The following is an 18,951-nucleotide window of genomic DNA, read 5'->3' as shown; positions in this document are numbered from 1 at the left end:
TCTCATGGCAGACCTGGACCCGGCCCGCGCGTCGGACCACTACCTGATGTTCGCCATCGGCCCGCGGCTGGACTACGCCGCCCGGCTGCGCGAGCTGGACGAGTCGGCGCGGATCTCGGTGATCTGCCGGCCCCAGCACCTGGCCCGGATCACCGAGTCCGGTCACTACCGGCGCGTGCTGGCCGTGCGCCAGGACGCCCCCGTCGACGAGGTCGTCGCCCTGGCGCGGACCGTCCACGCGCTGGAGCCGGTCACCCGGATCACCACCTTCTGGGAGCACGACCAGGACCGGGCGGCGGCCGTCGGCGCGGCGCTCGGGATCGCCACCCACAGCCCCGCCACGGTGCGTCTGGTGCAGGACAAGCACGCGATGCGCGAGCGGCTGCGGGAGACGGGGGTGGAGGACACGGCGGCGGGCCGCGCGTACGACGAGGCGGACCTGCTGGCGTTCGGCGAGAAGGCGGGGTACCCGTTCATCGTCAAGCCCACGGCGGGCACCGCGAGTTTCGGCGTCACCCTGGTCCACTCCCCTGCGGAGGCGGCCGCCGCCTACCGCACGGCCGCCGGCGACTTCCCCGGCATCGCCCGGCTCGGCGTGCTGGCGGAGCAGTACCACGAGGGGCCGCAGTACAGCGTGGAGGCGTTCTCGGAGGCGGCCGAGCACGTGGTCGTCGCCGTCACCCGCAAGTACTCGGACCCCAAGAACATGGTGGAGCTGGGCCACGTGCTGCCGGCCCCGCTGGACGCGGACGCCCAGGAGGCGATCGGCGGCCATGTGCGGCGCGTGCTGGACGCCCTGGGCGTGGAGTTCGGTCCCACGCACACCGAGGTCGTGCTGACCGCCGACGGGCCGCGGGTCATCGAGACCCACCTGCGCGTGGGCGGCGACGAGATCTTCAACCTGGTCAAGGACGCGGTGGGCGTCGACATGATCGACTTCCAGGCCCGGCAGGCCTACGGGGACAAGGTCCTGCCCGACATCCGCGCGATCCTGGAGGCGGACCGCGAGCCCCGCTGCGAGGCGATCTGGTACACCGCCCCGGAGGCCACGGGCACGTTCGTCGGCCTCGGGGACGGGACGGACGCCGCCGACCTCGACCCGGGCGTCACGCTGCTCCTGGAGCCGGGCGAGGAGCTCACGGGCGACGGCTCGTTCGCCCGCGTCGCCCGCGCCCGCGCGTCGGCCCCGGACGCCGCGGAAGCGCTCGCCCTGGCGCAGGCCAGCGTCAACGGCCTGTCCTTCCTCTTCCGCGTCACGTCCCCGGAGCAGCACACGGTCTGACGTCCTGGCCGCCGGTGCTGAGGGCGGGCCCACCCCGCCCGCGCCAAGGCGCAGCGCACGGCCCACGGCCCGCACCCTCGTGAGGGGTGCGGGCCGTGGCGCGTCACGCGTCCTTCAGCTCCTGCCGCTGCCGCCCGAGCCCCTCGACCTCCAGCTCGACGACGTCCCCGGCCCTCAGGTACGGCTTCGGCTCGGCCTGCCCCATGGCGACGCCGGCCGGCGTACCGGTGTTGATGACGTCGCCCGGGTGGAGCGTCATGAACTGGCTGACGTAGCGGACCACCTCCCCCACGGGGAAGATCTGGTCGGACGTGGAGCCGTTCTGCTTCAGCTCGCCGTTGACCCAGAGTTTCAGCGACAGCGCCTGCGGGTCGGGCACCTCGTCGGCCGTCACGAGCCAGGGGCCGAGGGGGTTGAACGTCTCGCAGTTCTTGCCCTTGTCCCACGTGCCGCCGCGCTCGATCTGGAACTCGCGCTCGGAGACGTCGTGGGCGACCGCGTACCCGGCGACGTGCGCCAGCGCGGCCTCCGCGGACTCCAGGTAGCGGGCGGTGCGCCCGATGACCACCGCCAGCTCGACCTCCCAGTCGGTCTTGCGGCTGCCGCGCGGTACGAGGACGGTGTCGTCCGGCCCGACGACCGTGTCGGCCGCCTTGAGGAAGACGACCGGCTCGGCCGGGGTGGCCTGGCCCGTCTCGGCGGCGTGGTCGTGGTAGTTCAGCCCGATGCACACGACCTTGCCGATCCGCCCGACCGGCGGCCCGGTCCGCAGGCCCGTCGGGTCCAGCGCGGGCAGCACCCCGGCGCCGGCGGCGGCCCGGACGCGGTCCAGCGCCGACGCGTCGGACAGCAGGGCCCCGTCGATGTCCGTGACGATCGCGGACAGGTCGCGCAGGGTCCCGTCCTGGTCCAGCAACGCGGGACGTTCGGCCCCCGGTGCGCCGACGCGCAGCAGCTTCATGGTCTTCTCCCTGTGGTCGAGGTAGGCCCCGGCCGATGGAGTGCGGCCATCGGAGGATTGGTCGATCCTCCAAGACAACCGTTCACCCCGCAAGACCCCGTTCACACCGTGGACGGCTCGCGGGAGGGCTCCCGGGACGGCTCGCGGTACAGGTACGCCCGCTCCGCGGCGGTCCACGCCGTGCTGGTGACCACGTACAGCGCGGCGGCGAGCGGGACGACCGCGACGGTGATCAGCGTCGCGAAGGACAGCAGCGGCATCACCCTGCCCAGGCCCTCGCCGAGCCCCCCGGCCATGCCCTCACCCAGCTCGGCCATCTGGCCCCGGGTGCGCCGGTAGGTGTAGGTGGCGAGGGCGGCGACGATCGCGAACAGCGCCAGGTACACCAGACCGGCGTCCCCGAACGGCCCGCCGTCCGCGAGGGCGCCCGTCCAGCGGCCGCCGAGCGGCGCGGCGAGCAGGGTGTGCCCGGACAGGCTGCCGCCCGAGAAGAGGTGGTACATCAGGAGGAACGCGGGCGCCTGGAGGAGGCTCGGCAGGCAGCCGGCGAGCGGCGACACCTTCTCCTCGGCGTGCAGCTCCAGTACGGCCCGCTGGAGCCGCTCCGGGTCCTTGCCGTGCTTTTTGCGCAGCTCGGCGACGCGCGGGGCCAGCCGCGTGCGCGCCTTCTGTCCGCGCGCGGCCGCCCGGGACAGCGGGTGGACGGCGAGCCGGACGAGCATGGTGAACACGACGATGGCGGCGGCGGTGGCGGAGCCGTGGAACAGGGGCTGGAGCAGGCCGGCGAGCTGCTCGACCAGCGAGGCGAAAACGGACATGGGAAGAGCCCTCCGAGGGTCTCGTCGTACCGGGAAAGGTGGATCTCGGCAGGACGGAACCGCGGGGGAACCGAAAGAAGAGGGGACCCCTACGCGGCCGTCGGAAGGAGACGGCCGGGTGCCCGGGGTCGCCGGCGCCCGGAGGCGTCGGGGTCGCGCTGCGGCAGGAACGCGGTGCGCTGCTCACGGTCGCGGATGGCCGTGCGCACCCGCGTCGGTGGCACGGCGGGGACGCTGCGCGCGGCGATGACGGCGCACGCGACCAGCTCGGAGCCGACGGCGGCGAGCGCGACGGCCGCGGAGAGGGCGCCGCCCTCGGCGTACAGGCCCTCGGAGAACAGGAACAGCAGGAATCCGAGGAGACCGCAGCGCGCGAGCCGCGCGACGAGTCCGTTCACGATCCCCCCTCTCCCGTCCCTAATGACGCGGCCGCGTCGACAGGAGCTTCCCCCACACGACGAGCCGGTACCTCGAACTGTACTCGGGCGTGCAAGTCGTGAGCGTCACGTAGTGGCCGGGCTCGTCGTATCCCCTCGGTACGGGGGCGATGGCGGCGGTGTCCCGGGGCGAGGTGCGCGGCAGCGTCGCGTCGACCGCGTAGGTGTGGACGCCGTCGCGGGTCTCCACCACGATCTCGTCGCCCCTGCGGAGCCGGTCGATGTGGCGGAAGGGCTCACCGTGGGTGTTGCGGTGCCCGGCGAGGGCGAGGTTCCCGGCCTCGCCGGGCCGCGCGGTGCCGGGGTAGTGCCCGACGTACCCCTGGTCGAGGACGCCGCGTCTGGCGACGCCGTGCGCGACGGGCACGGTGAGCCGCAGGGCGGGGATGCGGAGGATCGCGTACGCCGGGCCGCGCGGGGACAGCGAGGGCTCCGGGCGCTCCCCGCCGGCGGACGGGCGCTCCACGTCCGCCCCGCTGCCGGGCCGGGTGCCTTCCGGTACGGGCGCGAGGTCCGGCGGTACGGGGGACGGCTCCGCACCCGCGCCCGCGCCGGGTGGCGGCGGCTTGGCCCACTCCCGCTCCAGAGCGTGGACCTGCCTCTGGGCGCCGGCGCGGGCCTGCTGGTTGGTCCACCAGAGCTGGTGGGCGACGAGCAGCAGCAACACCACCCCGGCCGTGACGGCGCCCTCGCCCGCCACCCACACCCCCCGGGCGAGCGCCCCGCGCCACCCGCGCCGCCGCCGACGTACCACCACCGGTATCCGCTCGCGCACGGCGGCACCATAGGTGCTCCCCCGTGAACCCACCAGAGTCCTTGCGCACAGCAGTACGGTGTCCCCCATGCGCCCCGACACGCCTGCCGATCACATCACCGAAGCCGAGCGTCTGCTGCGCACCGCGGAGCGGTACCCCGAGGACCGCGAACCGCTGCTCCTCCAGGCGGCCGCCCACCTGGAGCTGGCCGGCGACCGCGCACGCGCGACGACGCTGTACGACGACCTCCTGGCCGCGACGCCGCCCCCGGAGAACCCGCACCTGATCAAGGCCCTGAAGGCCGCCAACCTGTGGGAGTACGGCCACGAGGCCGAGGCGCGGGTCATCATCGACGGCCTCCGCGCGACGCCGGTCACCGACGGCGCGGCCTGGGAGATCGTCGCGGAGACCCTGGAGGCCCACGACGAGCTGGAGACCGCCGAGGCCACCTTCAGCACGGCCGTCACCGCCCTCGTCCCGTCCCCCGAGGACGAGGTGCCCTACGCGCACCAGTCGCTGCTCATGGGCCGCCACCGGGTGCGCCGCCTGCTGGCGCTGCGCCACGACGACTGGGACGTCCTGGCGGACCGCCTCCACACGGGCGCCGTCCCGCTGGACGAGCTGCACGACCCGAAGCGCCTGTGGTCGCTCGGCTCCTCCGACCCGGCCGAGCTGCGGGCGGAGATCACCCGGCTGCGCAGTGAGCTCGGCTCGTACCGCACGGCCCTGTCCCGCCCGTTCCCGGTGGCGGTCCTGCTCTGGCCGGCCGGCGAGCTGGACGAGCTCCTCGCGGCCTACCCGGAGCTGGAGTCGGAGTACCCCACGCATGAGGCCCACCTCACGGACCTGGAGGCCTCGCTGCGCGAACTCTCCGCCGCGGGCACCCCCAACCTGGGCATCGTCCAGGGCACGGTCCCGTCGTACGAGGCGTTCGCGGCCTCCGAGTACACGTCGCCGTCCAACGCGGCGCTCCTCCCCCAGTACGCCACCACCCTCGCCGCCCGCGGCCGCGCCACCCCCTGGCCCCCGCCCCGCACGTCCCCCTGCTGGTGCGGCTCGGGCACGAAGTACGCGGCGTGCCACGGGACGGCACGCATCTGACGCCGGATCGGACCGTTTCCCTCCTCTTCACCGTTCACGTGCAGTATTTTCACAATCAACCACTGCCGTCAGCCTGTGCGCGAGGGAGACGTGTGCCCATGAGCAACGCCTACCAGCAGCCGTCCGCCGCCCGCCCCCTGTACCGCGTGAAGCGCGTCTGGGCGGGCGGCGCGCTGCTCCTGATCATCGGCACGGGCTGCGGGGCCCTCGGCTCCGAGGACGCCCCCAAGGCCACCACCAAGGCCGCCTCCGCCGTCACGGTCACCACCACGGCCACCGCCACCGCCACGGCCACCCCCTCCGCCGCCCCGGCCCCCACGGTCACCGTCACCGAAACGGTCACGGCGACGACCACGGTCACCCGCCAGGCCCCCGCCCCGGCGGCCGCCCCCGACTCGAACGACGACAGCGGTGGCGGCGACGACAGCGGCGGCGACGTCTACTACGCCAACTGCGCCGCCGCCCGTGCCGCCGGCGCCGCCCCCGTCCACCGCGGCGACCCCGGCTACGCCAGCCACCTCGACCGCGACAACGACGGCGTGGGCTGCGACAACGGGTGAGCGGGGTCTAGTCGTCGGAGTCGGCCAACCGCCAATCGATGGCCTGCTGGGAGCCGCCCCACCCGCTGGGTCGCTCCCAGATGGCCGCGATGCCCAGTGTGGCCAGGTAGTCGGCGTACTCCCCTATGTCGTGCGTGAACAGCGCCACGAGGTGCGGAGCCTCCGGGTGCCCCTTCCTCTCGTAGTAGAAGTGCCGGTACTCGTACAGCTGGCCGACCGCCTCACGGACGGCCCGGTACGCCGCCCGAGGCTTCACCGTCTTGCCCTCGACCAGCCACTCGCGTTGGGGAAAACGGGGGTGTCGTAGGACGACGTCACGCGGGTGCATGTTCTTCGTGATCGCGACGTACCCGCAGGCGGCCGCGTGCTGCGCGAACCTCAGGAGCAACGCCTCATGCTCCTTGGTCCGCTCCTGCCTGCCGCCCTGGACGTCGACGTAGTAGCTGTCGCTGCTCTTCGCCTGGAAGTCGGCCAGCGGGTCCTCGGCGTGGCCGTGCTCGGCAAACTCGATGATCGGTTCCGTGGCCGTCGGCGACTGGAGCCAGAAGCGGTCCACCACGGCTGCGTCCCGCAGGAGTTGCACCGCCTCCCCCAAGTCCTTCACCAGGTCGTCGTCCGAGGGCAGGCTCTCCACCAGGTACCGCCGCGCCGCCACGTTGGCCTTCTCGTAGGAACGGGGCCGCCAGTGCTGGGTGCCCACCAGCAGGTCCATCGTGTCCTGCCACTCGTCGGCCAACTCCGGCCGTAGGGCTCCCCGCAACGTCTGCGCCTGGACGGTCAGATAGCGATGCAGCTTGCCGCCCTTGCCGTACACCTTGCTCAGCTTGGTCACGCCCTGCTGCAAGGTCAGGGTGACCGAGTGACGTGGGTAGTCGAAAATGTAGGCCAGGTAGAGGCCGTCGTGCGGGTTCTCGTTGATGGTGCGGTCGAAGACCCCGATCCAGGGTGTCAGGCTCGCCTTCCCCTGCCCGCCGTAGCCTATGGCGGAGCAACCCGTGGGCCAGGGCAGGTCCGTTCGCTTCTCCACTTCCCACAACGCGGCGTGTCCAGGGAGATCGCTGGACGCCATGCCGTCGGGCTCGTAGGTCTGCGCTATGCGTATCAGCAGGTCACGGAGAGACATTCACAAAAGTTAGCCCGACATGATCAGGTTCAGCCATGAAATTGATTAGTAGCGACCGACTTCGTCATGTCGCGTGGGCTCAGTTGGCCGTTGCGGACCGGGGTGTCCGCGCACCTTGGTAGAACGGCTCCAGCGATCACGTCCACCGGGAGCGAGCCATGCCTCAGATCGGCAGCGATTCCTCGGCCTTGTCAGCGGGTCTGTACGAGCAGCTCATCACGCTGCGCCTCGAACAGCGGCTTGCGGAGAGCGCCGAACACGGGTGGCGACAGATCAGCGACGTCATTGGGCCAGAGTCCGTGCCCCACGTCTTGGCGAGACACGTCGCCAGCACAGTGCGACACGTGCTCCAGGGGCTGGCCGCCGAAGAGCGGGTCCACGCGGCAAACCACATCCTGGAGTCCATCAGCACACTGGAGGGTGCCCGGGAGTGGGTTGACCTCGTCGCGGACGGGCCACGTGCACTCCTCGCGCTGGCACGTGAAGAGGCGCCGGGCGTCTACGCGCTCCGGCCAGCGACACCTCTCTCCGATACCGCGCTCATCACCAACGCACCGGAAGATCCCAGCCTCGGTTTCGAACTCCGTACCGAGATCGCCACCGCCGACCGCGTCGACCTTCTCTGCGCCTTCGTGAAGTGGCACGGGCTACGCATCATCGAACAGTCCTTGAAGGCCGCGCGTGAACGCGGCGTACCCATACGAGTCATCACCACGACCTACATCGGAGCCACCGAGCGCCGCGCCCTAGACCGCCTCGTCGAGGAGTTCCATGCCGAGGTCAAGGTCAACTATGAGACGCGCTCTACTCGGCTCCACGCCAAGGCGTGGTTGTTCCGCCGCGGCACCGGCTACGACACGGCGTACGTCGGTAGCTCCAACCTCTCCAAAGCAGCCCTGCTGGACGGGCTGGAGTGGAACGTCCGTCTCTCATCGGTGGCGACCCCAGACGTCCTCCGCAAGTTCGAGGGCACCTTCGACGCGTACTGGAGCGACCCTTCTTTCGAACCGTACGACCCACAGCGGGATGGGAGCCGCCTTGAGGAAGCGCTCACGATCGCCGGTGGGTCGTCCACGGCCTCTGCGACCCGACGCATCACGCTGTCCGGTCTAGAAGTACGGCCCTACCCCCACCAGCGCGACATGCTGGAGCGGCTGGCCGCCGAGCGAGTGGTGCACCACCGTCACCGCAACCTCCTCGTGGCCGCGACCGGCACGGGCAAGACGGTGATGGCGGCGCTGGATTACAAACAATTGCGGAGGCAGCACGGACGAGATCTACGATTGCTCTTCGTGGCGCACCGTAAAGAAATCTTGCGCCAATCGATGCGCACGTACCAAGACGTACTGAACGATGCCAACTTCGGCGAATCCTTCCACAGCGGCGAGATCCCGGAACGTTGGACGCACGTATTCGCCAGCGTGCAATCGCTTAAGGATCGCGTACTGGACAAACTGCCGCCCACCCATTTCGACGTCATCGTGATCGACGAGTTCCATCACGGCACGTCCCCGACCTACAAGAAGATCGTGAGCCACTTCGCACCCAAGGAGCTGCTTGCCCTGACGGCGACGCCGGAGCGTACGGACGGCAGGAGCATCCAGGACGAGTACTTCGACGGCCGGATCGCCGCGGAGATGCGACTGTGGGAGGCCCTGGAGAACGACCTGCTCAGCCCATTTCACTACTTCGGCATCAGTGACAACACCGATCTGCGCGCCGTGCGGTGGAAGCGCGGAGGCTATGACACCACCCAACTGGATAACGTGCTCACCGGCAACGACGCCCGGGCCCGATTGGTCGCGAAGTCGGTACAGGAGAAGATCGCCGATCCGTTCACTATGCGAGCGCTGGGCTTCTGCGTGACCGTCGCACACGCCCACTTCATGGCGGAGGCCTTTCGTGCCGCCGGGCTGCGTGCGGTCGCGATCTCCGGCGAAACACCCGCCGCGCAACGCCAGCAGGCCTTGGCCGATCTCAAGGCCGGCACCCTTCAAACGATCTTCTCGGTCGACCTCTTCAATGAGGGCCTCGACGTTCCGGACGTGGACACGCTCCTCCTGCTACGCCCCACCTCCAGCGCCATCGTATTCCTCCAGCAACTGGGGCGGGGACTGCGTCGCAGCGAGGGTAAAGCCGTGCTGACCGTCTTGGATTTCATCGGACAGCACCGCAAGGAATTCCGATTCGAGAATCAGTTCCGCGCGCTGACCAACCTCACCCGCAAGCGACTCCTGGCCAACATTGAGCATGACTTCCCGCAACTGCCTTCTGGTTGCCAGATCCTTCTGGAGGAGAAGGCAAAGAAGACAATCATCGCGAACATCAAGGAACACATCGGCGTCAACGTCACGGCGCTGGCGCGCGAGGTGGCGGACTACGCCCTCCCGCGACTCGGCAGTTACCTGACGGAAAGCGGCCGGGAGCTCAAGGAGCTCTATCGAGGTAACGGCAACTCTTGGACAGGGCTCCTCCGACGGTCCGGTCTACTGCGCTCGGACCCACCCCAGGACGAGGCGGCGCTGCTGAGGCGCATCCCCTCGTTCCTCCACGTCGACGACCCACTCCGTGTCGCCGCCTACATCCGCCTACTTGAGGACGGCGCACCAGCGTACGAGACACTCGATGAACGGGGCCAGGCCTACGCCCGCATGCTGTTCTTCCAGCTCTGGCCGCTGGGCGGCAGCACCCGTAAGGGCTTCGCGAGTTACGACGAGGGCTTCGCCACACTCGTGGACCAGCAGGCCTTCCGGGATGAGCTCCGTCAGGTGCTGGCTTACAACCTGGACCGCACAGAACACATTCCCATCTCGCTGACGTCCGCTCACCTCGATCTGCCGCTGACCGTCCACGCCTCGTATAGCCGTGAGGAGATCCTCCCCGCACTGGGCCAGTCCTTCATTGGCGGGTTCATGCCGGGAGACTTTCGTGAGGGCGTGAAGTGGTGTGAGTCCATCAAGACGGATGCCCTGCTCATCACGTTGGAGAAGGACGAGAAGGACTTCTCTCCCCAGACGCGCTACCGCGACTACGCCTTGAGTGAGCAACTCTTCCACTGGGAATCCCAGAACCAGACCTCCGACACGTCACCCACTGGCTTGCGTTATCAGTGTCACGCCGTCGAAGGAAGCCAGGTCCTGCTTTTCGCCCGCCGCTACAAGACCACGGACATAGGCGGTGCTCAGCCATGGATGCTGCTCGGCCCGGCCTCCTACGTCGAGCACCGGGGTAGCAAGCCCATGGCGATCACCTGGCGACTCCACTACGACATCCCGGTCGACGTCTACTCCTACGCGGCGATCGCGGCGAGTTAGGCGTACACCACCTCAGCCTCGAAATGTGTCTGCGCGCGGTCCAACGCCTCGTCGGGGTCGCGGCCATGGGCCCGGAGCCAGTGCAGGAGGTCCGCGATCACGTCGATCGCCGCCTCCTCCGCCTGCGCGAGGCTGATCAGGCTGCCGGCGGCGGGCTCCCGGGGCAAGTCAACCGCACCGTACAACGCGAGCAGCGCCTCGGCTCTGGTCACCCGGGCTCCGCCGATGTGCCCTTCGGGTGTGTCGAGGCCCGTCGCGAGCTCACACCAGGTCACCTTACGGTCGTCGCGGATGTGCACCCCCCAGCGATCGGTCACCGCATCGACGAGGGCCATCCCTCGACCGCTCTCGGCGTGGTGATCCGTCTGAAGCAGGGTGGGCAGTGCTCGAGTGTCGGGGTCGTGCACCTCGATGCGCAGGAACGTCCCGCTCATGGACACGGCCAGCGTCGTGGGTGTTCCCACCCCCACGTGCCTGATGACGTTGGTGACCAATTCGCTCGCGCAGAGTTGCGCGACGTCGGCCCGCTCACTGAGCCCCCATAGTCGCAGATGTGATCGAATACCCCGTCTCACTTCGGCCACCTTCTCCGCCTCCGCGAGGAACAGAATCTCCCAGGCCTGGCGTGAGACCCCGTACCGACAAACGTCCACAGTGAAGGCCCCTTTCGGGTAGCGGTTCGACGCGTCAGCGCGCTGGCTTCAGCGTTGCAGTGGAACTCTCAAAATGGAACTCTCATTGAGGCTCGTGATGACCTCTCTGGAGTGCGCGGCTGGTACAAGCGCCCCCCGCGTGCGCCACCTTGCTGCTGACTCCCGGAGGCGTGCACCCTCAGGGAGATCGATAAGAAGGGCGAACAGCATGCCGGTCGGACCCACCACACGCCGTCGCCAACTAGGCGTCGAGCTCCGCCGTCTTCGCGAGAACTCAGGCTTGACCCTTGAGGAGGCGGGCTCGCGCGTCGGCATCTCCAAGGCCACGCTGAGTCGCTACGAAACCAAGGAAGGCACGGTCAAATGGCCAGCCGTTGACGCACTTTGCCGGGAGTACGGAGCCCTCGACGAAGAGCGAGCAGCGCTCGTCGAACTCGCCAAAGGTGCCAAGATCCAGGGCTGGTGGCGCTCACTCGCCGACTCCATCCCAGAGTCGATGAACCTCATGCTCACACTCGAGGACGAGGTGGTTCGCGAAGACCACTACGCCAGCATGTACGTACCGGGCCTCCTTCAAACCCGTGCCTACGCCGAGGCTGTGCACCGCGCCTCCGAAATGCGCTGCGACGAGGCTGAGGTACAGCACATGGTCGACATCCGTATGAAGCGGCAGGAGCTGCTCCACCGCGAGGACCCCCCGCACATCTGGGCCGTGATCGACGAGGCAGTGATACGGCGCCGCGTGGGCGGCCGCGAAACCATGCGTGAGCAGCTGAGGCACCTCTCCGAGATCGTCACACTGCCGCACATCACCCTTCAGGTCCTGCCCTTCGCCACCGGCGCGCACGCCGCTGCGGTCGGTAGCTTCGTCATCCTCGGCGGCCCTTCCCCCGAACTGGACGTCGTCTACGCGGATCTGCTTGGCGGCGGCCTGTTCATGGAGAAGCCGAAAGAACTGGAGCGCTATAAATTGGCGTTCGACTACCTCCGCGCACAGGCGCTCGACCTCCCGGCCTCGGCGGAGTTCATACAGCGCGTGTGCGAGGAGCATTGATGACGGACGAGCCCGACCTCCGGTGGTTCACTTCGTCGTACAGCGGCGGTAGCGGTACCGAGTGCGTCGAATGCGCGGAGGCAGCGCCTCTGGTGCTGGTTCGCGACTCCAAGCAGCGCGGTGGCCCCATCCTGGCCGTACCGGACCGCACCTGGCGATCCTTCATCGGCTGGGTCGGGGCCAGCTAGCTTCAGGGGCCGGGCACCGGTCGCGCTCAAGTCAAGGTGGCGGAGCCGGCCTTCCTCCGAGCCACCGTGCCGAACTCGACCTGGCGGCAGATAGCCAGTTGACGAGCGCCGAGCGGGTGGCGACAGGAAGGCGTGTCCCGCGACTGGGCAAACCGTATGCGAGATGAATGGAGTCGAGCATGACCACGGTGATCGACCTGCGGAACTACGGTCGCGACGGCCTCCCGGAAGGCTTCCGGCAAATGCTGATCGACGTGCACGCCGACGCATACGCCGACGCGATGGACAACGAGTTCCACCAGCGGTTTCCCTGGTTCGTCGACCACTGGTCCCGGATGGAGGGCTTCACCTGTGTCGTCGCCTTCGACGGGGACGAGCCGACCGGCTTCGCGTACGGCGCCCCGCTGCGGCCGGGTCGTGAATGGTGGCGTTCCACCCCCTTCGAGCCTGGTAGCGGGTGCACATCGACGTATGCCGTCTCCGAGGTCATGGTGCGCCCGCAGTGGCGGAAACAGGGCATCTCCCATCGACTGCACGAGGCCTTGCTCAAGGACCGCGGCGAGGAACTCGCCGTACTACTGGTCGACGTGACCCACCCAAAGGTGCAGGAGCTCTACGAGTCATGGGGCTACGAGAAGGCGGGCGAGCAGCAGCCCTTCGCCGATTCACCCATGTACGCGGTGATGGTGAGGAGACTCCACCCCTGAGCACGTCCGCCTCGCCTGCGCTGCGGTCGCCGGGCGGCACGGTCGGCTAGCCGAACGAAATCTCCGGTGAGCTCTCCGGCCCGGTGGTGTGTCCACGCTGCGCGGCAACCCGGCCGACGGCTGAGGCTGTTGTCGTCAGTCCGCCCGTTGAAGAGCCTCCACAACCCAGGCGCTCCTGGATGACCGCGTGGCCTCCGCCTCCGCCACCAGCTCCTCCCGGTCGCACAGCCCCCGCTCGACGACCTCCGCGAGGAGCGCGGCGAGCGCGGCCTGGTTGGGCAGGTAGGGGACCGTGTCCAGGACCGCTCGGGGGAGGGGGGCGCAGGCGAGGGCGGTTACGGGGACGCGGGGGGCGGGGCGGAGGGTGGGGTGGACGCGGACGTAGGCGTGGCCGCGGGGGGCGGCGGAGCGGGGGGTGACGAGGACGTCGGTCTTCGGGGCGGGGACGGACGTGACGCCGTAGAGGGTGAGCGCGGCCGGGCCGGTGAGGAGGGCGTCGGGGCCCGCGTACAGGAGGGCGCCGCGGAGGCGTTGGCGTGGGGTGGGGTCGGACCTCTGGAGCGCGACCACCCGGGGCAGGAGGCGGCGCCACGGGCCGGGCGGGCGGGAGTGGGCGGCGATCACCGAGGAGGCGCAGCCCAGGTCCATGAGCTGGTGGACGGTGGCGATCCCGTCCTGGGCGACGACCAGCGGGTCGGCGGCGAGGACGTGCGGCGGGGTGGAGGTCGGCATGCGCGGTTCGTGCCCGGGCGGGGTGGCGCCCTATCGGCGGGGCGGCATGCCGTTACGGGATGGTGGCAGGAAGGCTTCTGCACCCGGGCACCCGGGCACCCCGGCACCCGGCCCGGGCGCACCGCGCTGGGCAGCACGGGTGCGACCGGCCGCTCGTCCGTGTCGCCGTGAGGCGGCGCCCGTTGTAGGTCTACGGCAAGGCATCACCGAGTGACAGGCGGTTCGCATCGTGGTCCGGCACCCCCTCACCTCGCCGCGGACTCGTCCGCTGCGGTGGCTGCTGATCGGTCTCCTGTGCTCCTTCGCCGGGGCGCTGCTGGTGACGGGGGTGACGCTCCTGCTGCCCGACGGGGCCCCGGCTCCCCTGTCGGACCTCGGCCGCACCGGCGTGGTGCTCGCCGTCACCGGGGCGCTCTGCGCGGTGGTGTACCTCCGGGCCCGCCGTGGGCGGCAGCGCCCGCCGCGTTAGCCTCGGGGCAAGGCAGGAACAGGCGTACGGGAAGGCAGGGCAGCGGAGATGGCGAGGGTTCCGGCATCGGTGGTGGCGGCGAGCGGGCTGGTCGGGGGGTACGCCGTGGCGCGGTGGACCAAGAAGCGGCCGCTCGGCGGCGTGGCCCTGGCCGCGGCGGGCGCCGTGGCGGCGCGCGAGTGGAAGCAGCGCAGCGGCGGCAAGGCGGCCGCGGCGCTGACCACGGCGTACGTGGCGGCGTTCGCGGGGTCGCACCCGCTGGCCAAGAAGGTCGGGGCGTGGCCCGCGGTGTTCTCGGTGGCCGGCGGCATGGCGGCCGCGTCCTGGGCGGTCGGCCGCAAGAGCGGTTGAACGTCGGCGCCGTGACGCACGTATAGAACAGCACCTCCCCACAGTGGCTGGGCGGGTGACCGGTCGGGCAGGGGCCGGTCCCCGCCCGGCACTCCCCCCACGGGCGAGCGGCGGGCGAGCGGGGCGGGCGCCGTGCGGCGGCCGCGCGGGGCGGGTCAGCCGCGCGGGGCGGGTCAGCCGCCCAGGGCGTGGGAGACCGTGTAGATCGCCAGCCCCGCGAGCGCGCCGACCACCGTGCCGTTGATGCGGATGAACTGGAGGTCACGGCCGATGTGGGCCTCGATCTTCTTCGACGTCTGGTCCGCGTCCCAGCTCGCGACCGTGTCGCTGATCAGCGAGGTGATCTCGGCCCGGTACGTCGTGATGACGTACACCGCCGCGTCCTCGACCCAGCCGTCCACCTTCGCCTGGAGGCGGGTGTCGGTGGCCAGCCGGCTGCCGAGCGAGATCAGGGACGCGCGGGCGCGCAGCCGGAGCTCGCTGCGCTCGTCCTCCGCCGCCGAGATGATCATGGCGCGTACGGAGGACCACGCCGAGGCGATGATGTCCTGCACCTCCGGCCGGGCCACCAGGTCCGACTTCAGGCGCTCCACCCGCCCCCGGGTGTCCGTGTCGCCCTGGAGGTCGGCCGAGAAGTCGGTCAGGAACCGGTCCAGTGCCCCGCGCGCCGGGTGGGCCGGCATGTCCCGCATCTCGGTGACGAACCGCAGCAGCTCCCGGTACACGCGCTCGCCGACCTTCCGGTCCACGAAGCGGGGCGTCCAGCCGGGCGCGCCGCCCTGCACCGCGTCCATGATCGAGTCGCCGTGCAGGACGAGCCAGTCGTGGGCGCGGTTGCAGATGAGGTCGACCGCCCCGTGGTGCGCCCCGTCGGCGACGATCCGCTCCAGCGCCTTGCCGATCCCGGGGGCGACCTCCGCGGCCTCGGCGCGCCGGGTGATGGCCTCGCCCACGACCGCCTGGACGTCCGCGTCCCGCAGCACGGTGAGCGCGCCGCGCAGCGCCGTGGACAGCTCGGCCGTCACCCGGTCGGCGTGCGCGGGCTCCGCCAGCCAGGCGCCGAGCCGGCCGCCGATGCCGAGGGCGCCCAGCCGGGCGCGTACGACGCTCTCGGAGAGGAAGTTCTCCCCGACGAAGGAGCCGAGCGAGGCGCCCAGCTGGTCCTTCTTGCTGGGGATGATCGCCGTGTGCGGGATCGGGAGCCCCATCGGGCGGCGGAACAGCGCCGTCACCGCGAACCAGTCCGCCAGCGCGCCGACCATGCCCGCCTCGGCCGCCGCCGCCACGTAGCCGGGCCAGCCGGTGACGCCGGAGTTCCGCGCCCAGGTGGCCAGGACGTAGATCACGGCCACCAGGAGCAGCAGGGCGGTCGCCGTGAGCTTCATCCGGCGCACGCCCTGCCGCTTCTCCTCGTCCGCGGCCGTGTACGAGAAGGCGACCAGCGGCGACTTCGTTTGGTTCATCCGGCTCCACCCGTCCACGCGCACGCGTACCTATGTCCCTACCTCAGGTACTCCCCAACCGCACGACGAGTTCCCCGATCACGGGTGCGATACGCCGGGGGCGGTACGGCGACCGCCCCCGGAGCCGGTACGGCGCTCGCCCCGGAGCCGGTACGGCGCCCGTCGGTACGGGTACGGTGCCTCGTCGGTACGGGCACGGCAGCCGGCCGACGCGCGGGCACGGCCACCCGCCCGAGCACGGGCGCGGGCACGGCAGCCGGCCGACGCGGGCACGGCGGCCGGCCCTGACGGTCGGCCCCGCGGCCGGGACGGACCAGCCGCCCCGCCCGTCACTTCCCCAGTTGCTTGCGCGCCCGCTTGCGCTCCTTGCGGCGTACGTCCACCCCGCCCATCAGCGCGAACCCGGTGATGCGCACGCGCGGCGAGCCGGGTGTGCCCTCGCCCGCGCCCCGGTCGTCGAAGCCGCCCATGAAGCCGAAGCCGGAGACCTCGACGTGCAGCTCGGGCGGGACGACCACCTGGATGCCGCCCATGACGGCGAAGCAGCGGATGACGATCTCGCGGTCCTCGAAGTCCGCCTCGCGCAGGTCGATGTCACCGCCGCCCTGGAGGACGCCCGCGGTGAAGTTGCGGGCGACGCTCCACCTGCCGCGCCGGCCGAACCCGCTCCAGAAGGCGAACGCGCCCTTCGACGTGGCGGGCCTGCCGACCCGGGCCGGCCAGGCGGGGTCACCGGCCGCCGGGGCGGCGGCGGGCTCCGGGAGGTCGCGGACGAGCGGGACCAACTCGCCCTGCGTACGCGCCTTGTACGCCAGGTCGAGCCGCTCCTCGAACTCGGTCATGTCGAGGCGGCCCTCCGCGACCGCTTCCCGCAGCCGCTCCGCGATGCGCTCACGGTCGGCGTCCGAGGCCCGCATCTCGGGCAGTTCGCTCGTCATACGAACAGCCTAGTGCGGGGCGCCGTCACAAGCCCGTCGGCCCGCCGCCCGGAAGTGCCGCCGGACGCCCGCCGAGCCCCACGCGGGGACCCCACGCGGGGACCAGACGCGGGGAACCCTCGCAGGGCGGCACCCTCACCCGCCCGTCGACCGTTCCGCGTACATCCTCGCGATCACCGTCTCGATGTCCGGCTCCCGCACCGACAGGTCCATCAGCGGGTACTCCGCCGCGATCCGGGCCACCAGCGGCGCGGCCGACCGCGCGGCGGGGAAGGCCAGCCACTGCCGCGGCCCCTCGACCCGCACCACCCGGGCGCCGTCCGCGGTGATGGGCGGCAGTTCGCGCTCCAGGTCCACCACCAGCGTCCGCTCGCTCTCGCCCACCTCGTGCAGCCCGGCCAGCGGCCCGTCGTACATCAGCCGCCCGTGGTCGATGACCATCACGCGCTTGCACAGCTGCTCGATGTCGGTCAGGTCGTGCGTGGTCAGGAGCACCGTCGTGCCGCGTTCGGCGTTCAGGTCCCGGAGGAAGTCGCGCACCTTCGCCTTGGAGATGACGTCCAGGCCGATCGTCGGCTCGTCCAGGTAGAGGACCTCCGGGTCGTGCAGCAGCGCCGCCGCGATGTCGCCGCGCATCCGCTGCCCCAGCGACAGCTGACGGACCGGCACCTCCAGCAGCGCGCCCAGGTCGAGCAGTTCGACGCACCGCTCCAGGTTCTCGCGGAACCGGGCCTCCGGGATCCGGTACATGCGGTGCACCAGGCGGTAGGAGTCGCGCAGCGGAAGGTCCCACCACAGCGTCGTACGCTGCCCGAACACCACCCCGATGCGGCGCGCCAGCCGGGTCCTGTCCCGGGAGGGGTCGATGCCCGCGACCCGCAGCCGGCCGCCGCTGGGGGTGAGGATGCCCGTCAGCATCTTGATGGTGGTCGACTTCCCGGCGCCGTTGGGCCCGATGTAGCCGACCATCTCTCCGCGCGGGATGCGGAAGCTGATCCCGTCCACGGCCCTGACCTGGTGCCGCTCGCGCCGGAGGCGGCCCGCCTTGCGCCGTACGTCGAAGACCTTCTCGACGCCGTCCAGCTCGATGAAGTCGCTCTCGCCCGCTCCCCCGCCCGCGTGCGCCTCCCCGCGGTCCGGCAGATCCGCGCCCGCGGCCCCGGCCGCCGCCTCCAGGGCCGCCGTCCCGGCCGCCGCCGCCTCCGTCTCCGTCTCCGTCTCCGTACGCCGCTCCACGTCCATGAATGCCTCAGCTCCCCGTGCTCCGGTACGAACGGATTCCCACGCGCCACACCAACCCCGCCATCGCCACGAACAGCCCCGCCACCAGCGGTGACGCGAACGCCGCCCAGTCCGGGAGCCCCGCGGGCGCCTCGCGCCCCAGGACGTACAGCGCCGGGACCCAGTTCACGAACGCGAGCGGCACGACGTACACCACTCCGCGCACCAGGTCCTGGGCGAAGATCACGGGCGGGTACTGGAGCAGGGTGTTGCCGCCGTAGGTGAACGCGTTGGCGACCTCCGAGCCGTCCTGCGCCCACATCTGGAACGCCCCGCCCGCCACCATCACCGCCGAGTAGATGAGCCAGCCGCTCACCACCATCACCGGGACGAGCGCCACCTTCAGGGGCGTCCACGCCACATCCAGCAGCACCAGGGACCACACCAGCACCGCCAGCCCCTGCACCACCCGCCCCAGGCGCCGCGGTGCGAACCGGTCCGCCGCCACCTGGGCCAGCACCGGTACCGGCCGCACCAGCAGCGTGTCGAGCGTCCCGTCCCGCACCCGGCGCCCCAGCCGCTGCACCTGGCCGAGCGCCAGGTCCGCCAGCCCGAAGGCGGTGCCGGTCGCCCCGTACAGGAAGGCCACCTCGGCGAACGAGAAGCCGCCCAGGGACCGCACCTGACTGAACATCAGCAGGATGACCACGAAGTCGAAGGCGGTGGCGGCGAAGTTCGACAGCAGCGTCATCGCGAAGGAGAAGCGGTACGTCATCGTCGACCGGACCCACATCGCGGCGATCAGCCCGTACGCGCGCAGCCCC

Annotated in this window: 20 protein-coding genes; 9 read left to right on the top strand and 11 right to left on the bottom strand. The window is 70.9% G+C overall.

Annotation, left to right across the window (positions count from 1 at the left end; genetic code table 11):
* Positions 1-4: 4 nt before the first annotated feature.
* Positions 5-1,282, top strand: coding sequence for an ATP-grasp domain-containing protein (locus tag EIZ62_RS20885; RefSeq protein WP_156694163.1), 1,278 nt, complete (start codon positions 5-7; stop codon positions 1,280-1,282).
* A gap of 103 nt (positions 1,283-1,385) precedes the next feature.
* Here the strand turns inward: EIZ62_RS20885 and EIZ62_RS20880 are convergent, their stop codons facing one another.
* The 4 genes from EIZ62_RS20880 to EIZ62_RS20865 form a co-directional block, all read right to left on the bottom strand.
* Positions 1,386-2,243: a fumarylacetoacetate hydrolase family protein gene (locus EIZ62_RS20880; protein ID WP_156694162.1), complete on the bottom strand. Its 858-nt coding sequence runs from the start codon at positions 2,241-2,243 to the stop codon at positions 1,386-1,388.
* 101 nt (positions 2,244-2,344) lie between these two features.
* Positions 2,345-3,061, bottom strand: a complete 717-nt coding sequence (locus tag EIZ62_RS20875) for a YidC/Oxa1 family membrane protein insertase (protein WP_156694161.1) — start codon at positions 3,059-3,061, stop codon at positions 2,345-2,347.
* An 89-nt stretch (positions 3,062-3,150) separates the two neighbouring features.
* The gene (locus EIZ62_RS20870; protein ID WP_156694160.1) at positions 3,151-3,462 is read right to left on the bottom strand and encodes a DUF6412 domain-containing protein; all 312 of its coding nucleotides are present in this window, start codon (positions 3,460-3,462) and stop codon (positions 3,151-3,153) included.
* A gap of 16 nt (positions 3,463-3,478) precedes the next feature.
* A complete protein-coding gene (locus EIZ62_RS20865) occupies positions 3,479-4,273 on the bottom strand; it encodes a class E sortase (RefSeq protein ID WP_244375855.1) in 795 nt (264 codons plus the stop codon).
* A 67-nt stretch (positions 4,274-4,340) separates the two neighbouring features.
* On the opposite strand from EIZ62_RS20865, the gene EIZ62_RS20860 reads away from it, so the two are divergent.
* A complete protein-coding gene (locus EIZ62_RS20860; protein ID WP_156694158.1) occupies positions 4,341-5,354 on the top strand; it encodes an SEC-C domain-containing protein in 1,014 nt (337 codons plus the stop codon).
* 98 nt (positions 5,355-5,452) lie between these two features.
* A complete protein-coding gene (locus EIZ62_RS20855) occupies positions 5,453-5,914 on the top strand; it encodes an excalibur calcium-binding domain-containing protein (protein WP_156694157.1) in 462 nt (153 codons plus the stop codon).
* A 7-nt stretch (positions 5,915-5,921) separates the two neighbouring features.
* On the opposite strand, the gene EIZ62_RS20850 is transcribed toward EIZ62_RS20855, so the two are convergent.
* Positions 5,922-7,037, bottom strand: coding sequence for an MrcB family domain-containing protein (locus tag EIZ62_RS20850; RefSeq protein WP_156694156.1), 1,116 nt, complete (start codon positions 7,035-7,037; stop codon positions 5,922-5,924).
* A 158-nt stretch (positions 7,038-7,195) separates the two neighbouring features.
* Here EIZ62_RS20850 and EIZ62_RS20845 point away from each other — a divergent pair, with 158 nt between their 5' ends.
* Entirely contained in the window at positions 7,196-10,351 is a 3,156-nt protein-coding gene (locus EIZ62_RS20845; protein ID WP_156694155.1) for a DEAD/DEAH box helicase, read from the top strand.
* Here EIZ62_RS20845 and EIZ62_RS20840 read toward each other — a convergent pair.
* Positions 10,348-11,004: an ATP-binding protein gene (locus tag EIZ62_RS20840; protein WP_156694154.1), complete on the bottom strand. Its 657-nt coding sequence runs from the start codon at positions 11,002-11,004 to the stop codon at positions 10,348-10,350. The two genes, EIZ62_RS20845 and EIZ62_RS20840, sit on opposite strands and share 4 nt — an antisense overlap.
* 208 nt (positions 11,005-11,212) lie before the next feature.
* On the opposite strand from EIZ62_RS20840, the gene EIZ62_RS20835 reads away from it, so the two are divergent.
* From EIZ62_RS20835 to EIZ62_RS20825, 3 genes are all read left to right on the top strand, one after another.
* Complete coding sequence (locus tag EIZ62_RS20835; protein WP_156694153.1) at positions 11,213-12,058, top strand: helix-turn-helix domain-containing protein; 846 nt, start codon at positions 11,213-11,215, stop codon at positions 12,056-12,058.
* Positions 12,058-12,246: a DUF397 domain-containing protein gene (locus EIZ62_RS20830; protein ID WP_156694152.1), complete on the top strand. Its 189-nt coding sequence runs from the start codon at positions 12,058-12,060 to the stop codon at positions 12,244-12,246. Before EIZ62_RS20835 ends, EIZ62_RS20830 begins: the two co-directional genes overlap by 1 nt.
* 179 nt (positions 12,247-12,425) lie before the next feature.
* Positions 12,426-12,953 (top strand): GNAT family N-acetyltransferase, encoded by a 528-nt coding sequence (locus EIZ62_RS20825; protein WP_156694151.1) that lies wholly within the window; start codon positions 12,426-12,428, stop codon positions 12,951-12,953.
* Between the two features lie 135 nt (positions 12,954-13,088).
* Here EIZ62_RS20825 and EIZ62_RS20820 read toward each other — a convergent pair whose 3' ends face one another.
* Complete coding sequence (locus EIZ62_RS20820) at positions 13,089-13,685, bottom strand: hypothetical protein (RefSeq protein ID WP_156694150.1); 597 nt, start codon at positions 13,683-13,685, stop codon at positions 13,089-13,091.
* A 229-nt stretch (positions 13,686-13,914) separates the two neighbouring features.
* Between EIZ62_RS20820 and EIZ62_RS20815 the strand changes: the two genes are divergently transcribed.
* Entirely contained in the window at positions 13,915-14,154 is a 240-nt protein-coding gene (locus EIZ62_RS20815) for a hypothetical protein (RefSeq protein WP_156694149.1), read from the top strand.
* A gap of 48 nt (positions 14,155-14,202) precedes the next feature.
* Positions 14,203-14,505 carry a hypothetical protein gene (locus EIZ62_RS20810; protein WP_156694148.1) on the top strand — a complete coding sequence of 101 codons (303 nt, stop codon included), beginning with the start codon at positions 14,203-14,205 and terminating at the stop codon, positions 14,503-14,505.
* A gap of 173 nt (positions 14,506-14,678) precedes the next feature.
* Here EIZ62_RS20810 and EIZ62_RS20805 read toward each other — a convergent pair whose 3' ends face one another.
* From EIZ62_RS20805 to EIZ62_RS20790, 4 genes are all read right to left on the bottom strand, one after another.
* Positions 14,679-15,968, bottom strand: coding sequence for a DUF445 domain-containing protein (locus EIZ62_RS20805; RefSeq protein ID WP_156694147.1), 1,290 nt, complete (start codon positions 15,966-15,968; stop codon positions 14,679-14,681).
* A 329-nt stretch (positions 15,969-16,297) separates the two neighbouring features.
* Positions 16,298-16,906, bottom strand: coding sequence for a DUF1707 SHOCT-like domain-containing protein (locus EIZ62_RS20800; protein WP_156694146.1), 609 nt, complete (start codon positions 16,904-16,906; stop codon positions 16,298-16,300).
* A gap of 135 nt (positions 16,907-17,041) precedes the next feature.
* On the bottom strand, positions 17,042-18,148 hold the full coding sequence (locus EIZ62_RS20795; RefSeq protein WP_244375853.1) for an ABC transporter ATP-binding protein: 1,107 nt from the start codon (positions 18,146-18,148) through the stop codon (positions 17,042-17,044).
* Between the two features lie 7 nt (positions 18,149-18,155).
* Entirely contained in the window at positions 18,156-18,920 is a 765-nt protein-coding gene (locus EIZ62_RS20790) for an ABC transporter permease (RefSeq protein WP_156696520.1), read from the bottom strand.
* Positions 18,921-18,951: the final 31 nt, after the last annotated feature.

The sequence above is a fragment of the Streptomyces ficellus genome (assembly GCF_009739905.1).
GTDB lineage: Bacteria > Actinomycetota > Actinomycetes > Streptomycetales > Streptomycetaceae > Streptomyces > Streptomyces ficellus_A.
This window is presented reverse-complemented; position numbering and strand designations above follow the sequence as displayed.

Bases quoted from the DNA above. Each gene is read 5' to 3' on its own strand.
- EIZ62_RS20885 (WP_156694163.1), top strand. From the start codon at position 5: ATGGCAGACCTGGACCCGGCCCGCGCGTCGGACCACTACCTGATGTTC.
- EIZ62_RS20880 (WP_156694162.1), bottom strand. From the start codon at position 2,243: ATGAAGCTGCTGCGCGTCGGCGCACCGGGGGCCGAACGTCCCGCGTTG.
- EIZ62_RS20875 (WP_156694161.1), bottom strand. From the start codon at position 3,061: ATGTCCGTTTTCGCCTCGCTGGTCGAGCAGCTCGCCGGCCTGCTCCAG.
- EIZ62_RS20860 (WP_156694158.1), top strand. From the start codon at position 4,341: ATGCGCCCCGACACGCCTGCCGATCACATCACCGAAGCCGAGCGTCTG.
- EIZ62_RS20855 (WP_156694157.1), top strand. From the start codon at position 5,453: ATGAGCAACGCCTACCAGCAGCCGTCCGCCGCCCGCCCCCTGTACCGC.
- EIZ62_RS20850 (WP_156694156.1), bottom strand. From the start codon at position 7,037: ATGTCTCTCCGTGACCTGCTGATACGCATAGCGCAGACCTACGAGCCC.
- EIZ62_RS20845 (WP_156694155.1), top strand. From the start codon at position 7,196: ATGCCTCAGATCGGCAGCGATTCCTCGGCCTTGTCAGCGGGTCTGTAC.
- EIZ62_RS20835 (WP_156694153.1), top strand. From the start codon at position 11,213: ATGCCGGTCGGACCCACCACACGCCGTCGCCAACTAGGCGTCGAGCTC.
- EIZ62_RS20830 (WP_156694152.1), top strand. From the start codon at position 12,058: ATGACGGACGAGCCCGACCTCCGGTGGTTCACTTCGTCGTACAGCGGC.
- EIZ62_RS20825 (WP_156694151.1), top strand. From the start codon at position 12,426: ATGACCACGGTGATCGACCTGCGGAACTACGGTCGCGACGGCCTCCCG.
- EIZ62_RS20820 (WP_156694150.1), bottom strand. From the start codon at position 13,685: ATGCCGACCTCCACCCCGCCGCACGTCCTCGCCGCCGACCCGCTGGTC.
- EIZ62_RS20810 (WP_156694148.1), top strand. From the start codon at position 14,203: ATGGCGAGGGTTCCGGCATCGGTGGTGGCGGCGAGCGGGCTGGTCGGG.
- EIZ62_RS20805 (WP_156694147.1), bottom strand. From the start codon at position 15,968: ATGAACCAAACGAAGTCGCCGCTGGTCGCCTTCTCGTACACGGCCGCG.
- EIZ62_RS20800 (WP_156694146.1), bottom strand. From the start codon at position 16,906: ATGACGAGCGAACTGCCCGAGATGCGGGCCTCGGACGCCGACCGTGAG.
- EIZ62_RS20795 (WP_244375853.1), bottom strand. From the start codon at position 18,148: ATGGACGTGGAGCGGCGTACGGAGACGGAGACGGAGACGGAGGCGGCG.
- EIZ62_RS20790 (WP_156696520.1), bottom strand. From the start codon at position 18,920: ATGTGGGTCCGGTCGACGATGACGTACCGCTTCTCCTTCGCGATGACG.